The organism is Mycobacteroides immunogenum, assembly GCF_001605725.1.
GTDB lineage: Bacteria > Actinomycetota > Actinomycetes > Mycobacteriales > Mycobacteriaceae > Mycobacterium > Mycobacterium immunogenum.
The window spans coordinates 3,292,984-3,307,283 of record NZ_CP011530.1; the positions used below are offsets into that span (position 1 = coordinate 3,292,984).

Consider the following 14,300-nt stretch of genomic DNA (forward strand, 5'->3'; position numbering starts at 1 on the left):
TTCGATCGCCACCGGTATTCCCGGCCACCTACGCTGCCGCCATGGAACGCATGCGGATCTCGTCGGGCGGCGAATGAGAAAGCACGGTCGGCTACTCACGTGCGGTGCGGACCGGCGGGCACGTTGCCGTCGCCGGCACCACCGCCGCACAGCCGGGCCGTCCCCCCGTCGGGGGCGATGACATCGCCGAACAGACCCGCGAGGCGCTGCGCCGCATCTCATCAGCACTTAACCAGGTGGGTGCCTCACTGGGCGATGTGGTGCGGACCCGGATCTTTGTGACAGATATCAGTCGATGGCGCGAGGTCGGATCGGCCCACGGCGAGTTTTTTGGCGATATCCGCCCGGCCGCCACGATGGTCCAGGTGTCGGCACTCATCGCCCCGGCGCTGCTCGTGGAGATAGAAGCAGACGCCATCGTGGAATAGGACAATTGGTCTGACCACTAGACCTCTTACCAATCGTGGTGCTACCGTGCCTACATGGCACTGCAGCCGATCGCCCGTCAGTCGATCCCCGACGAGATATTCAGCCAGCTCGCGGCGCAGGTTCTCACCGGCGACCGCACCCCGGGCGACACGCTGCCCAGTGAACGAGCCCTCGCCGAAGCCCTCGGGGTGTCACGCACCGCGGTCCGCGAAGCACTGGGACGCCTGGAACGTTCGGGGCTGATTCACATCCGCCAGGGCGGATCGACGGTGATCCGCGATTACCGCAGCGACGCCGGTTTCGATGTACTGCCACTGCTCCTGGCGTACGGCGGTGATGTAGACCGCCGCACCCTGGCCAGCGTGATCGAGGCCCGGGCCATCATCGGCCCCCAGGTCGCACGCCTGGCCGCGCAACGGGCACATCAAACCCCCGGGGTAGCCGATCGCTTGCATGCGATGGCCGCCGAACTGGAATCGGAAAGCGATCCCCTGCAACGGATGTGGCAAGCACTCGGATTCTGGGAGCTGGTCATCGATACCGCCGACTCAATCGCCTTTCGGTTGGTGTTCAACACCATGCGCGACTCATACGTGCGGGCCTTGGATGTCCTGGTGAATGTCATGGCCGCCGAGGTAGGCAATATCGGCCACTATCGTGCACTGGCCGACGCTGTCGCCTCCGCAGATCCCGCCGCCGCGCACGACGCTGCGGCGGCGATGCTCGCCTTGGGCACCAAGGCTTTTGACCAACTCTTGCGCGAACTCCCAACTGACACCGCGGCGGAATCGGAGAACCGGCAATGACGCGTACCGCACGCAAGTCGATGACCCTGCGCGATGCCCTCGCAGAATTCGTCAAACACCCCACGCCATGGATGCTGATCGCATGGTCCGTCGCGCTTCTGGCCAGCCGAATCTCCCTGGGCGGCTGGACAATCGCGGACGCCATCACACCCATCGCGCTGGTAGCCATCTCCCCGATCGCCGAATGGCTGATCCATGTCGGCATCCTGCACTGGCGCCCGCGTTCATGGGGACCGGTGCGGGTGGACTCCAGACTGGCCCGCGACCACCGGCTGCATCATCAGGATCCGCGCGACGTCCCGCTGGTGTTCATCCCCTGGCCCAGCCTGATCGTGGTGGTTGCCGGGGTCACCGCGATCGCACTATTGGCCTTCCCGCGCACTGGGATTGGTCTAACCTTCGCTCTCACAATCGCGCTGTTTCTGGTGTTCTACGAGTGGACGCACTATCTCATCCACACCGATTACAAGCCGCGGCATGCCATCTATCGCGCGGTCTGGCGTAACCACCGGTACCACCACTTCAAGAACGAGAACTACTGGTTCACCGTCACCAGCTCGGGAACCGCCGACCGGCTACTGGGAACCTATCCGGACCCGCAGCAGGTGAAATCCTCGCCGACTGTGCGAAATCTACACGCGCCCAGCATTACTGGTTAGGTCCCGGAACCGGGCCCGCAACTGGCTCCCGAATAGCCGTCCTGCTGATGATCCGGCCCGCCAGCATGGTTCCGCGGCCTACTGCCCGAATTGGTGGCCACAAAAAACCCCAGCCCAGCGATCAACAACACGATCACCGTCACACCGACGATGATCGCGGTCATCATGCCTCAGCCTGCTCCGGCCGTAATGCGAAGTAACGCAGCTTCTTTCCAAATGCGATCTGGAGTTCCCGGCGGCCACCACGGCGCACCAGGGCGATGCGGCGAAGTCCTTCGGAGACCTCGCGATCCATCACCCAATCACGCAGACGCGGCAGCTCGTAGCTGTACTCGCGAAACTCCTTGGCATCGCACAGCACACAGCATCGCATCGAATGCAGCCGCGCATACTGCTCGAATTCGTACTCCCAGTTGGGCATTTCCTCGAGCCACGGCACGGCCCTGGCCATGTCAAAGCGTCGTTTGGCGCGCAGTTGCGCACCGGCGGTCAGCGCCGTGTACTCGTCAAAACCACACGGGGCGTTGCCCGCCAGCAGATCCGACAGCACCGACAATTGGCGGCGCCGCAGTACCTCACGGTTGTCAAGCATGGACAACACCGGCCTTGATCGCCTGACGAACGACCGACAGATCGGCACTCACGCTGGCCTCGTCGATCGACCCGTCACGCTCGATCAGCACGCCCAGGCTGCGGCCCGAGGTGAGCACCACGAGTTCGGTGAGCAGGTCGGCCACCGGCTCGATGATGGTGTCGGCATGGGTATCCCAGTACAGATTGCCCTCGAAGCGGCCACCCGCGATATGCACGTACGCCACCCGCTCGATCGGGAAACGGCGCAGCAGCGCGACCGGATCGGTGCCCGAGGCCACCGCCGTCGCGTAGAGATTAGGAATATCGAGCACCAGCCAGCAGTCGGTGCGCCGCGACAACTCACGCAAGTAATCGGGCTCGCTGAGCTCGTTCTCGGGCCACTGCAAGGTGGTGGCCACATTCTCCAGCGCCAGCGGCACACCGAGGTCGTCTTGAACCCGCGACACGTTGTCCACCAGCACGTCGAGCGCCAATGTGGTGCGCGGCGGAGCGATCAAATGCCCCGCCTCGAGCACACCGCTGTACCGCCCGTTTTCAAACCCGGCCCGCACGAAGGCCACATGCTCGCTGACCATCGGTGCGTTCAGTTCCGATGCCAGGGCAGCAAGGTGCTTCACGCGCTTGGCGTCCGGCAGGTCAGCGCCGGCCAAACCCAACGACACCCCGTGCGGCACCACAACGGTGCCCGCCTCACGCAGGCCCGTCAGTTCCGCGGGCAGCTGTCCGGGACGGAAGTTCTCGGCGACGATCTCGGTGAAAGCGAGGTTGAGCGAATCGTCGGTGACGGCGCCCTGGTTGAACATCGCAGCAAGCTCGGGGCGCCACGAGGCGCCGACCGCGGGCTCGTCGGCCAGCACGGTCTTAAGCGGGTGATTTGAAGAGGCCACCGCGGTTACCCCCTTATCTCAAGACCGACGAACTACGCCAGTCTAGCTACCACGTTGATAGCTTAGGAAGTGCTTGGTGCCAGCGGCTCAAAAAAGCCATCCGGCCCCGGCCGGAATTTCGCCGCAGAGGTAACCGCGGCAGTCGGCAGCGGTCCGTACAAATGAGGGAAAAGCATCGATTCCGGGTCGCTGGGCACGCCTGGTTCCCAACGTACCGGAGAGTCAAGCAGATTCAGGGCAACAGACAATACGACCAGATCACACCTTCCGCGATACAAACGGTTGGCGGGAAGGTGAATCTGATACGGCGCGGAGAGGTGAATAAATCCCGTTTCGGCCAGTGACGTGGGCCGATGCTCTCCCTGTGCACGTGCGACCGCCCACTCATCGGTGGAGCAGATGTGAAGAAGTTCGGCTTCGCCGCTGTCCATCGACTGCATCACACCAGTATCTGATCCGCTACCTACAGACGGCACATCGACCTTCCCGCCGGCCTCCGCCGCCCGGTAACGCACCGGACGTGAGTCGCGACACACCGGACACACCCAGGGAACAACCGAAACCCCCCAAACGTCTGACAATGTACATATCGAGTACGAACAGAAGCGCCGAGCGGTTCACCGGACCGCAAAGCTCAGGAGAGATACGGAGGAGCCATGAACGCAACTCTGACCAGTCCAGAGCTGACGAAGGCTGACCGCTGCGATCGTTGCGGAGCGGCTGCCCGGGTCCGCGCCACGCTCCCCTCGGGGGCCGAGCTGCTTTTTTGCCAGCACCACGCCAATGAGCACTCCGAGAAGCTGGCGGCCATGTCGGCGGTGCTGTACATCAGCGGCCCGCTCGAGGATTAGTTACCGCGGTTTCACCCCCGGTAAGCAACGCTGACCATCCCATCAGGAATGCTGGTGTGGCCATGAGTGAGAAGCCACGCCATGTCTCGTTCGGTCGGGACGTCTTACACGTGATGCGCCGGACTGCCGTAAAGAGTTGGGATGACTCGATTTTCGCGCAGTCAGCCCAAGCCGCTTTCTGGCAGGTGCTATCACTACCGCCACTGCTGTTGGGTATCCTGGGCAGCTTGACGTTCGTCGGGCCGCTGTTCGGCCCGGACACGTTGCCCGAGATCCAGGAGCGGCTTGTCCGGGTGGCCAACAGCGTCTTCAGCAAGAGCGTGGTCAGCGAGATCATCGAGCCGACAATCATCGACATCATGCGCGATGGGCGTGGCGAGGTGGTTTCGATAGGGTTCGTCATCTCGCTGTGGGCGGGCTCGTCGGCGATCTCGAGTTTTGTGGACTCCGTCGTGGAGGCACACGACCAGACTCCGCTGCGCCACCCCGTCCGTCAGCGGTTCTTTGCGCTGGGGTTGTACGTCGCGGCGTTGGTGATGGCGGTGGTGACATTGCCGGTGATCGCGTTGGGACCAAAAAGGATCGCCGAGGTGGTGCCCGACTCGTGGAACGCGCTGCTTCGGTACGGCTACTTCCCGCTGCTGGGTATCGCGCTGGTGGCCTTGGTGACGCTGCTGTACCGGGTGTCCCTACCCAGGCCGCTTCCGTCGCATCGGCTGTGGATCGGCGCGCTACTGGCCGTGACGTTCTTCGTGATCGCCAGCCTGGGGCTGCGGTTTTACCTGAACTGGATCACCGGAACGGGATACACCTACGGCGCACTGGCCACCCCGATCGCGTTCCTGCTGTTCGCGTTCATGCTCGGCTTCGCGATCGTGCTGGGCGCCGAACTCAATGCCGCGATCGAGGAGAGCTGGCCCGCCGGGGCGACGCACGCCCGGCAGCTGCGGGAGTGGCTCAGCCCCCAAAACGGTCAGAACGGCCAAAACGGCAAGGCCGACGGCTCCCCCGCGGATTCCCCGGAAGGCTGCTAGTCCTTCTTCATCATCTCGTAGATGCGCTTGCAGTCCGGGCACACCGGGGAGCCGGGCTTGGCCGACCGGGTGACCGGGAAAACCTCACCGCACAGGGCGACCACGTGGTTTCCCATGACCGCGCTCTCGACGATCTTGTCCTTCTTGACGTAATGGAAGACCTTCGGCGTATCGCTATCGGTGCTTTCGTCGACGGTGGTATCCGGACGCTCAAGGGTCTGCGTATCCATTCCTACATTGTGACATTGTGGAGATATGAGAAAAGAGCTGTCGTTCGATGACGATGGCCGACCCGTACTCATCACAGCGGCCGCGGTCTCGGTAGAGGACCAGCATCGCGCCCGGGTACGCCGGTATCTGTCGCTCATGGCGTTCCGGATCCCGGCCCTGATCGGCGCCGCCTGGGCCTACAGCGTGTGGCACAACGGGTGGATATCGCTGGCCATCCTGGCCGCATCGATCCCGCTTCCCTGGATGGCCGTACTGATCGCCAACGATCGCCCGCCGCGAAAGGCCGAGGAGCCACGCCGGTACGGCCCTCAGACCCAACACCACGCGCTGTTTCCCACCGCAGAGCGCAGAGCGATTGATCCCGCGTCTGCGCCGCAACCGCACTCCCCGCCAGAGGACTCCGCTGGCCCGTCTTAGGGGCAGCTATGTCAATTCTCAGGACATTCTCAGCTGCTGACGGCAAATCCGCAGGTCAATGATGGCGACGTTTGGGAACCTCAGGAACTTTCCGGGCCCACCACGCGTTGCAACACATGAGACTTACGGATCAACTAGGAGGCAGCGATGGCAAACGCCACGACCCGTCCGGCCCGCACCACCGAGTCCGAGGATCTGGACGCCCAAAGTCCGGCCGCCGATCTCGTTCGGGTGTATTTGAACGGCATCGGCAAGACCGCTCTGCTCACGGCGGAGGATGAAGTCGAGCTGGCCAAACGGATTGAGGCGGGGCTGTACGCCCAGCACCTTCTCGACACCAAGAAGCGCCTCGGCGAGGCCCGCAAGAAGGACCTCGCGGTGATCGTGCGTGAGGGCAACGCGGCGCGCAGCCACCTGTTGGAGGCCAACCTGCGTCTGGTGGTGTCGCTCGCCAAGCGCTACACCGGCCGCGGCATGCCGCTGCTTGATCTCATCCAGGAAGGCAATCTGGGTCTGATCCGCGCCATGGAGAAGTTCGACTACGCCAAGGGCTTCAAGTTCTCGACCTACGCGACCTGGTGGATCCGTCAGGCCATCACCCGCGGCATGGCCGACCAGAGCCGCACCATCCGGCTGCCTGTCCACCTGGTGGAGCAGGTCAACAAGCTGGCCCGCATCAAGCGCGAACTGCACCAGCGGCTCGGCCGCGAGGCCAGCGATGAGGAACTGGCCGAGGAGTCGGGTATCCCGGTGGAGAAGATCGGCGATCTGCTGGACCACAGCCGGGACCCGGTAAGCCTGGACATGCCAGTCGGCACCGACGAGGAAGCGCCGCTGGGTGACTTCATCGAGGACACCGAGGCCATGTCGGCAGAGAACGCCGTCATCGCCGAGCTGTTGCACTCGGATGTGCGCAGTGTGCTGGCCACGCTCGACGAACGCGAGCAGCAGGTCATTCGGCTGCGCTACGGCCTCGATGACGGACAGGCGCGGACGCTGGATCAGATCGGCAAGCTGTTCGGACTCTCCCGCGAGCGAGTGCGTCAGATCGAGCGTGAAGTCATGACGAAACTGCGCCACGGCGACCGCGCGGAACGGCTGCGTTCGTACGCGAGCTAGTTGACCTACTACCCTGCCCTCGGGGCGCTGCGTTCTGGAAGCGCAGCGCCCCGATTTGCGTTGTAGATCGCTAGAATGAGCACGACCGTAAGGGGCGAGTAGTGAACGATCTTGTCGACACGACAGAGATGTATCTGCGCACGATCTACGACCTTGAAGAAGAGGGCGTCGTACCGCTGCGTGCTCGCATCGCCGAGCGGCTCGAGCAGAGTGGCCCGACGGTCAGCCAGACGGTGGCGCGGATGGAACGCGACGGTCTGCTGAATGTCGCCGGCGACCGCCACCTTGAACTCACCGACAAGGGCCGCGCGCTGGCGGTGTCGGTCATGCGTAAGCACCGGCTGGCCGAGTGCCTGCTGGTGGACATCATCGGCCTGCCGTGGGAGGACGTGCACGCCGAGGCTTGCCGCTGGGAGCACGTGATGAGCGAGGACGTGGAACGCCGTCTGCTCACCGTGCTCAACAACCCGACCACCTCGCCGTTCGGTAACCCGATCCCCGGACTCTCCGAGCTCGGGGTCCCCACCGACCGGTCCGAGAGCGCCAGCGCGGTGCGGCTCACCGAGATCCCGTCTGGGTCTCAGGTTGCCGTGGTAGTGCGTCGGCTGGCCGAGCATGTGCAGGCCGACACCGACCTGCTGTCCCGCCTCAAGGACGCCGGTGTGGTGCCCAACGCACGTGTGACCGTGGAGTCCTCCCCCGATGGTGTCATCATCATCATTCCCGGCCATGAGAGCGTCGAGCTTCCCCACGAAATGGCCCACGCCGTCATGGTGGAAAAGGTCTAACAGCCACCCCGAATCTGTTTGGGCGGCATACTGATTCCCAGCTCATGAGCGAGCCGGAAGCCGGTGTCGGCCAACGTACCGATCTCGTCGGGCCGCATCCCGGCCTGCAGAGCCGACATCAACAGCTGCCCTAGGCGATGATCGGGCGCGGCCGCGAGCGCGGCATCCAACGCGACGCCTGCCAGCGGGCCGTCGCCGCGTACGTAGGCACTGAAGCCCAAGAGCACCAGCGCTTCGGCCCGCCAGGGTGCCGGTAGCAGTCGGCTCAGCGCCAGCCAGAGCCGCTCCACGTCTGTGGCCAGCACACCAACTGTCAACGCGCACAAGGTGTCGCGCACACGCAGGACCGTCAGAGACCGAGCGATCGCGAGGATGTCGCGGTTGGACAGCGGCCGTATCTCGGCCATCCGGCAGGCCACCCGCATCACGCGGTTCACCGCCCGCCTATCTGCCGGCGCGTCCTCACCGCGCGCCGGCGACGGGCGCCGCAGTGACGCGGCCAAGGTGGCGGTGCGGCGCGTGTCGGTCGGCGCGATCAACGCGACGAGGTCTTCGCGGCGCCGGTGCACCGTCCTGCCCGCCAACACGGCGGCCGCCGTCAGCGGTGAACACTGCGGGTCATCGACAGGCCCGCCCGCCCCGCATCCGTCGTAGCATCGCCACCATCCGCCGGGTCCGATGTGATCCACCACATGACCGGCGATCAGCGAAACGCCCCGGCAAGCAAGATGTTTGGCCAGCCGCCGGATGATGTCCGCGGCCCCCAGAACATCGAGACCGGCGCTGATGACCACAGCGATCACCGCGTCCGCTGGCCCAGGGCTGAGTACCTCGGCCAGCGCCGCAAAGGCAGCATGTTCAGGGTTGTCCAGGTCATAGAGATCCCTACGCAGCACCGTCTCAATCAGTCCGTCGGCTAGCGTGACCACCACGAGGGAGTCCTCGGGGACGAAGCCCAGCATTGCCGGTAGCGCTGCGATCAAAGCGGACGGCCGATTCAGCCGAAAGTCGGGGCGGCCGGGGGTCGGGGGTATCAGTGATGTCATGCCCGCACGCTGACAGCAAGGGCCGTCACGCCGCAGATAGCGACCAGGCGTTTTAGAGAGCACCCGCCGACCTGTGGATGCGATCACATGTGTGGACAACGCGCTCAAAACCGGTGCACGTCAGCGGAAGTTGTCGTGCACCTTGAGTACTGCGGCGGTGAATGCCTGGTCCAGGAGTACCGCGTCGGGTTCGGTGCCCTGAAACGTCATGTAGGTGGCCTGGATTCGGATGTCGGCCACCTGTGCGATGAGCGAGAGGGTCGTCTGGGTACCGCTGCCTGCCCCGGTCGGGGAAACACTCTGATTGACCGCCACCGAATCATCGGCATTGATCGGCGGGGCCACCGCCTGTGAGGCGGTGACCGTGCTCCGGACCTGATCTGGACCGGTGAAGGTGAACGAAGCGCATTGCTCCAGCTGCGATTTGTAGATGGCCAACGGCTGCGGCACCCGCAACACCGCGACCGTGATGGTCGAGTTGTCGGACCCATTGGTACCCACCGCCACCGCCGCATCCTGCGGCACCGCCGGAACGGGTGCCGGCGCGCACGTCGTGGGCGCGACGGTAGCCGCGTCGGGTACACCCCGGATATCGCGGAGCGCCACCCCGGCCGCACCCGGGTCAAGGGTGGTGGCGGGATATTGGTGCGGAAAATCTGCCGGCGACAGCAACAGCGGGCCCACCGGGCCGGCCGGAGCGCGAACGGCGGTCGTCGTGGTGGTCAGCGGGGCGGCCGCGCCACCCGAGGCCTGTACCGCGGCCCCCTCCACGGCCCGCGTGCATGCCGGAGCGAAAACAGCGCAGCATCCAGCCACAACTATCGTCGCTACCAGCCGCGATGCCGTCACGGTCACATGCTGCCATCGGCATAGCCCGGGTCCCAGGAGGCGCGCGCGAGATTCCGCGGGGACAACTGTTCATGTGACCGTGACGCGGACGGCATGCACGATTCGGTGAATCGGCGTATGAGTACAGCCATGGCAGCAGATACCCCCAAATACGATCTCGTCGTCATCGGTTCCGGCCCCGGCGGCCAGAAGGCCGCCATCGCCGCGGCCAAGCTCGGCAAGTCGGTGGCGGTCGTCGAACGGGACAACATGCTCGGCGGTGTCTGCACCAACACCGGCACCATTCCGTCCAAGACACTGCGCGAGGCGGTGCTCTACCTGACGGGCATGAATCAGCGCGAGCTGTATGGCGCGAGCTATCGGGTAAAGGCCAACATCACCCCCGAGGACCTGCTGGCCCGCACCGAACACGTCATCCGCAAGGAAATCGAGGTGGTACGCGCTCAGCTGCAACGCAACCGCATCGATTTGATCAGCGGTATCGGGCGATTCACCGACGAGCACACCGTGGTCGTGGAGGAGCCCTCGCGGGGCGAGCGCACCACCTTGCACGCCGAATACGTCGTCATCGCCACCGGCACCAACCCTGCCCGCCCCGATGGTGTGTCCTTCGATGAGAAACGTGTGCTGGACTCGGACGGCATCCTGAATCTGCGCTTCATCCCCGGGTCGATGGTGGTGGTGGGCGCCGGCGTGATCGGCATCGAGTACGCGTCCATGTTCGCCGCCCTCGGCACCAAGGTGACCGTGGTAGAGAAGCGCGACTCGATGCTCGACTTCTGCGATCCGGAAGTTGTTGAGGCTCTTCGCTTTCACCTGCGCGATCTGGCGGTGACGTTCCGGTTCGGCGAGGAAGTCACCACCGTCGACGTCAACGAGACCGGCACCATGACCACCCTGGCCAGCGGCAAGCAGATCCCTGCCGACACCGTCATGTATTCGGCGGGACGGCAGGGACAAACCGACCAGCTCGACCTCACCAGAGCCGGCCTGGAGGCCGACAATCGTGGACGCATCTGGGTCGACGCGAACTTCCAGACCAAGGTCGACCACATCTACGCGGTGGGCGATGTCATCGGATTCCCGGCGCTGGCCGCCACCTCGATGGATCAGGGACGCCTGGCGGCCTATCACGCCTTCGGGGAGCCGTCGAAGGGCATGACCGATCTGCAGCCGATCGGTATCTACTCCATTCCCGAGGTGTCCTATGTGGGCGCCACCGAGGTTGAACTCACCAAGAACGCGATTCCCTATGAGGTGGGCGTCTCGCGCTATCGCGAGCTGGCGCGCGGTCAGATCGCCGGGGATTCCTACGGCATGCTCAAGCTGTTGGTGTCCACCGAGAACCTCAAGCTGCTCGGAGTTCACATCTTCGGGTCCGACGCCACCGATCTGGTGCACATCGGCCAGGCGGTGATGGGCTGCGGCGGAACGGTCGAATACCTGGTGGACGCGGTATTCAACTACCCGACGTTCTCGGAGGCGTACAAGGTGGCCGCGCTCGACGTGATGAATAAGATCCGCGCGCTGAACCAGTTCAAGGCCTGAGGTATTTCGCGCTGGGCGAATACCGTCCCCGCGCGGAATTCGCATCCCGCCTGGGCCGTTGAGCCCATAGGTACATTCGCCGTTTGCCTACCGGTAAGGGACACTGGTGGGACCAGGACGCGAAGGGAGGCGAGCCATGACCAGCAATGAGGGCGCAGAGCCACAGCCGTACAAACCGGATCAGAGCGGCATGTACGAGCTGGAATTTCCGGGACCACAGCTGGCATCTGCTGATGGACGCGGTCCGGTGCTCGTGCACGCGCTACAGGGATTCTCCGATTCGGGTCATGCCGTGAAGCTGGCCGCGGCGCATCTGCGCAGCACGCTCGAAAGCGAGCTGGTGGCCTCGTTCGCGATCGATGATCTGCTGGACTACCGATCGCGCCGTCCGGTGATGACGTTCAAGAGCGATCACTTCACCGAGTACGCCACTCCCGAGCTCAACTTGTACGCCCTCAAAGACACCAAGGGCACGCCGTTTCTGCTGCTGGCTGGACTTGAGCCGGATCTGAAGTGGGAGCGCTTCGTCAATGCGATCCGGCTGCTGGCTGACCAGCTCGGTGTGCGCAAGACCATCGGCTTGGGTGCTATTCCGATGGCGGTTCCGCACACCCGCCCGATCACCTTGACCGCGCATGGCAACGATCGCAAGACCCTTGATGAGCACCCGGGCTGGATCGATGAGGTTCAGGTGCCGGGCAGCGCATCCAATCTGCTGGAATTCCGCCTTGCCCAGCACGGGCACGACGTGGTCGGCTTCGCCGTGCATGTACCCCATTACCTGGCCCAGACCGACTACCCGGAGGCCTCGCAGCGCCTGCTGGAGGAGGTCGCCAGGACCGGCGATCTGGAGCTGCCCCTGCAGGAGCTCACTGAGGCGGCCGCCAAGGTGCGCAATCAGATCAATGAGCAGGTCGAAGGCAGCGAGGAAGTGGCCCAGGTGGTGCAGGCGCTGGAACGCCAGTACGACGCCTTTGTGGCCGCCCAGGAGAACCGCTCGTTGCTGGCCCGGGACGAGGAACTGCCCAGCGGCGATGAGCTGGCCGGAGAGTTCGAGCGATTCCTCGCCGAACAGGCCAAGTTCGGCGACGACCCGTCGGGTCCGACGCCGGGAGGCCCGATTCTCTAGCCCGGTTATGCGCTCACCGCGCCAAATTTGCGGCGACGGGTGAAAATACTTCGTATGAATCCTCCACCGCGGCTCTTGCGTCCGGTGCCGGATGCCGAGCGCATCGACGGCGTCGAGGACGACGGCGGCACTCCCTCCGCCGACGACACATCGACGCGTCCGCGGCTGGCCTTCCGCACCATCCACGGCTACCGGCGCGCCTTCCGGATCGCGGGATCGGGCCCGGTACTGCTGCTCATCCACGGGATCGGCGATAACTCGGCGACTTGGGAGAGCGTGCACGCGCAGCTCGCCGAGCACTTCACCGTGATCGCACCCGACCTGCTGGGGCATGGACAGTCGGACAAGCCGCGCGCCGACTACTCGGTAGCGGCCTATGCGAACGGCATGCGTGACCTGCTGGCGGTGCTGGACATCGAGCGGGTCACGGTTGTCGGGCATTCGCTGGGTGGTGGTGTGGCGATGCAATTCACCTATCAGTTCCCACACCTGGTCGAGCGGCTCATTCTGGTGGCACCCGGCGGGGTGACCAAGGACGTCAACATCGTGTTGCGTTGTGCGTCCATGCCATTCATCGGTGATGCGCTGGGGCTGTTGCGGCTGCCGTTGGCCATGCCGATGATCCGACTGGGCGGAGCGGTGGCCCGCGCAACATTCGGGCGGGCGGGAATGGGCCGCGATATCCCCGATGTACTGCGCGTACTCGCTGACCTCCCCGAACCCACGGCCTCGGCCGCGTTCACCCGGACACTGCGCGCCGTGGTGGATTGGCGCGGCCAGGTGGTGACCATGCTGGACCGATGTTATTTGACCGAATCTGTTCCTGTTCAGCTGATTTGGGGCAGTGACGATCTGGTGATCCCGGTCAGCCACGGCCACCTCGCGCACGCCGCGATGCCCGGTTCGACGCTGGAGATATTCGACAAATCCGGGCATTTCCCCTTCCATGACGATCCCGAGCGATTCATCGCTATCGTTCGCCAATTCATCGCTTCCACCGAACCCGGCGAGTACGACGAGAAAGAACTGCGCCGATTGCTGCGCACCGGCGTCACCGAACGTGCCATCGGCGGGGCCGCACGCACCCGTATGGCCGTGCTCGATGCCATGGGCACCGACGAGCGCAGCGCCACCTGATCCGAGAAATCAAGCGCTGCCGAAGAATTGCCTGATCACGGGTCCTCGTGTGCGCGGCACGCGATGGACGTAGAGTCGAAGAATGAGCGTTGATGTCGCGGTTGTTCGCGTATTCACCGACGAAACGGGCAACTTCGGCAATCCCTTGGGTATCGCCAACGGCGCCGACGTGGCCCCGGAGGAGCGCCAGCAGGTTGCTGCCCGATTGGGGTTCAGCGAAACGGTTTTCGTCGATCTGCCAGCCGAAGGATCCAACACCGCACACCTGCGGATTTTCACTCCGGCAGTAGAGCTTGCCTTCGCCGGGCATCCCACGGTGGGGCTGGCGTGGTGGCTGCGCGAACGTGGCACTCCGGTCAACACCCTGCAAGTTCCCGCGGGAGTGCTGCAGGTGAGCTATGACGACCGGACGTGGATACGGGCCCGGTCCGACTGGGCCCCGGAGACCGATTTCCATGAGGCGCTCTCCCCTGCCGATGTGGAGGCCGCCGACCCCTCCGACTACGCGGACGAACTGCTGCATTGCGTGTGGGCGTGGCAGGACCGCGACGCCAGCCTGGTCCGTTCCCGGGTGTTCGCGTCCGATCTGGGTGTCAACGAGGACGAGGCGACCGGCTCAGTGGCCGCGCGGATGACTGACCTGCTCAGCCGTGACTTGATCATCAATCAGGGCAAGGGGTCGCAGATCCTCACACAGTGGAGCCCCGAGGGCTGGGTGACGATCGGTGGCCGTGTGGTCGCCGATCAGCCGCTCACGTTGGACTAGGACCCGACCA

18 protein-coding genes and 1 pseudogene are annotated in these 14,300 nt (G+C 64.5%); 12 read left to right on the forward strand and 7 right to left on the reverse strand.

Annotated elements, in window-relative coordinates; translation table 11 throughout:
- Positions 1–41 precede the first annotated feature (41 nt).
- From ABG82_RS16065 to ABG82_RS16075, 3 genes and pseudogenes are all read left to right on the forward strand, one after another.
- A pseudogene (locus ABG82_RS16065) lies at positions 42–428 on the forward strand (RidA family protein).
- A 54-nt stretch (positions 429–482) separates the two neighbouring features.
- Entirely contained in the window at positions 483–1,235 is a 753-nt protein-coding gene (locus tag ABG82_RS16070; RefSeq protein ID WP_043077974.1) for a FadR/GntR family transcriptional regulator, read from the forward strand.
- Positions 1,232–1,894, forward strand: a complete 663-nt coding sequence (locus ABG82_RS16075; protein WP_043077975.1) for a sterol desaturase family protein — start codon at positions 1,232–1,234, stop codon at positions 1,892–1,894. The genes ABG82_RS16070 and ABG82_RS16075 overlap by 4 nt, the downstream gene beginning before the upstream one ends.
- On the opposite strand, the gene ABG82_RS16080 is transcribed toward ABG82_RS16075, so the two are convergent.
- The 4 genes from ABG82_RS16080 to ABG82_RS16095 all read right to left on the reverse strand — a co-directional run bounded on the left by ABG82_RS16080 (position 1,891) and on the right by ABG82_RS16095 (position 3,815).
- On the reverse strand, positions 1,891–2,061 hold the full coding sequence (locus tag ABG82_RS16080) for a hypothetical protein (RefSeq protein ID WP_162269176.1): 171 nt from the start codon (positions 2,059–2,061) through the stop codon (positions 1,891–1,893). The genes ABG82_RS16075 and ABG82_RS16080 overlap by 4 nt on opposite strands.
- Positions 2,058–2,486: a hypothetical protein gene (locus tag ABG82_RS16085; protein WP_043077976.1), complete on the reverse strand. Its 429-nt coding sequence runs from the start codon at positions 2,484–2,486 to the stop codon at positions 2,058–2,060. Before ABG82_RS16085 ends, ABG82_RS16080 begins: the two co-directional genes overlap by 4 nt.
- A complete protein-coding gene (locus tag ABG82_RS16090) occupies positions 2,479–3,375 on the reverse strand; it encodes a DUF692 domain-containing protein (protein ID WP_043077977.1) in 897 nt (298 codons plus the stop codon). Before ABG82_RS16090 ends, ABG82_RS16085 begins: the two co-directional genes overlap by 8 nt.
- Positions 3,376–3,437: 62 nt before the next feature.
- Entirely contained in the window at positions 3,438–3,815 is a 378-nt protein-coding gene (locus ABG82_RS16095; protein ID WP_043078094.1) for a DUF952 domain-containing protein, read from the reverse strand.
- 216 nt (positions 3,816–4,031) lie between these two features.
- On the opposite strand from ABG82_RS16095, the gene ABG82_RS16100 reads away from it, so the two are divergent.
- The gene (locus ABG82_RS16100) at positions 4,032–4,226 is read left to right on the forward strand and encodes a DUF7455 domain-containing protein (protein ID WP_043077978.1); all 195 of its coding nucleotides are present in this window, start codon (positions 4,032–4,034) and stop codon (positions 4,224–4,226) included.
- A gap of 62 nt (positions 4,227–4,288) precedes the next feature.
- The gene (locus tag ABG82_RS16105) at positions 4,289–5,260 is read left to right on the forward strand and encodes a YihY/virulence factor BrkB family protein (protein WP_043077979.1); all 972 of its coding nucleotides are present in this window, start codon (positions 4,289–4,291) and stop codon (positions 5,258–5,260) included.
- Here ABG82_RS16105 and ABG82_RS16110 read toward each other — a convergent pair.
- Positions 5,257–5,490: a DUF3039 domain-containing protein gene (locus tag ABG82_RS16110; protein WP_005057213.1), complete on the reverse strand. Its 234-nt coding sequence runs from the start codon at positions 5,488–5,490 to the stop codon at positions 5,257–5,259. The two genes, ABG82_RS16105 and ABG82_RS16110, sit on opposite strands and share 4 nt — an antisense overlap.
- Positions 5,491–5,515: 25 nt before the next feature.
- On the opposite strand from ABG82_RS16110, the gene ABG82_RS16115 reads away from it, so the two are divergent.
- The 3 genes from ABG82_RS16115 (at position 5,516) to ABG82_RS16125 (ending at position 7,815) form a co-directional block, all read left to right on the forward strand.
- Positions 5,516–5,908, forward strand: a complete 393-nt coding sequence (locus tag ABG82_RS16115) for a DUF3099 domain-containing protein (protein ID WP_043077980.1) — start codon at positions 5,516–5,518, stop codon at positions 5,906–5,908.
- A gap of 147 nt (positions 5,909–6,055) precedes the next feature.
- Positions 6,056–7,027: a sigma-70 family RNA polymerase sigma factor gene (locus tag ABG82_RS16120; protein WP_043077981.1), complete on the forward strand. Its 972-nt coding sequence runs from the start codon at positions 6,056–6,058 to the stop codon at positions 7,025–7,027.
- A gap of 101 nt (positions 7,028–7,128) precedes the next feature.
- Complete coding sequence (locus ABG82_RS16125; protein WP_043077982.1) at positions 7,129–7,815, forward strand: metal-dependent transcriptional regulator; 687 nt, start codon at positions 7,129–7,131, stop codon at positions 7,813–7,815.
- On the opposite strand, the gene ABG82_RS16130 is transcribed toward ABG82_RS16125, so the two are convergent.
- Both ABG82_RS16130 and ABG82_RS16135 read right to left on the reverse strand, forming a co-directional pair.
- The gene (locus tag ABG82_RS16130; RefSeq protein ID WP_043077983.1) at positions 7,812–8,861 is read right to left on the reverse strand and encodes a DUF4192 domain-containing protein; all 1,050 of its coding nucleotides are present in this window, start codon (positions 8,859–8,861) and stop codon (positions 7,812–7,814) included. The two genes, ABG82_RS16125 and ABG82_RS16130, sit on opposite strands and share 4 nt — an antisense overlap.
- A 120-nt stretch (positions 8,862–8,981) precedes the next feature.
- On the reverse strand, positions 8,982–9,716 hold the full coding sequence (locus ABG82_RS16135) for a hypothetical protein (protein WP_052511011.1): 735 nt from the start codon (positions 9,714–9,716) through the stop codon (positions 8,982–8,984).
- Between the two features lie 123 nt (positions 9,717–9,839).
- Here ABG82_RS16135 and sthA point away from each other — a divergent pair, with 123 nt between their 5' ends.
- From sthA to ABG82_RS16155, 4 genes are all read left to right on the forward strand, one after another.
- Positions 9,840–11,258, forward strand: coding sequence for a Si-specific NAD(P)(+) transhydrogenase (gene sthA / locus ABG82_RS16140; RefSeq protein WP_179948707.1), 1,419 nt, complete (start codon positions 9,840–9,842; stop codon positions 11,256–11,258).
- 136 nt (positions 11,259–11,394) lie between these two features.
- Positions 11,395–12,387 carry a proteasome assembly chaperone family protein gene (locus ABG82_RS16145; RefSeq protein ID WP_043077985.1) on the forward strand — a complete coding sequence of 331 codons (993 nt, stop codon included), beginning with the start codon at positions 11,395–11,397 and terminating at the stop codon, positions 12,385–12,387.
- A gap of 54 nt (positions 12,388–12,441) precedes the next feature.
- The gene (locus ABG82_RS16150; protein ID WP_078343247.1) at positions 12,442–13,524 is read left to right on the forward strand and encodes an alpha/beta fold hydrolase; all 1,083 of its coding nucleotides are present in this window, start codon (positions 12,442–12,444) and stop codon (positions 13,522–13,524) included.
- Between the two features lie 82 nt (positions 13,525–13,606).
- A complete protein-coding gene (locus ABG82_RS16155; RefSeq protein ID WP_043077986.1) occupies positions 13,607–14,290 on the forward strand; it encodes a PhzF family phenazine biosynthesis protein in 684 nt (227 codons plus the stop codon).
- The last annotated feature ends 10 nt before the right edge of the window (positions 14,291–14,300 follow it).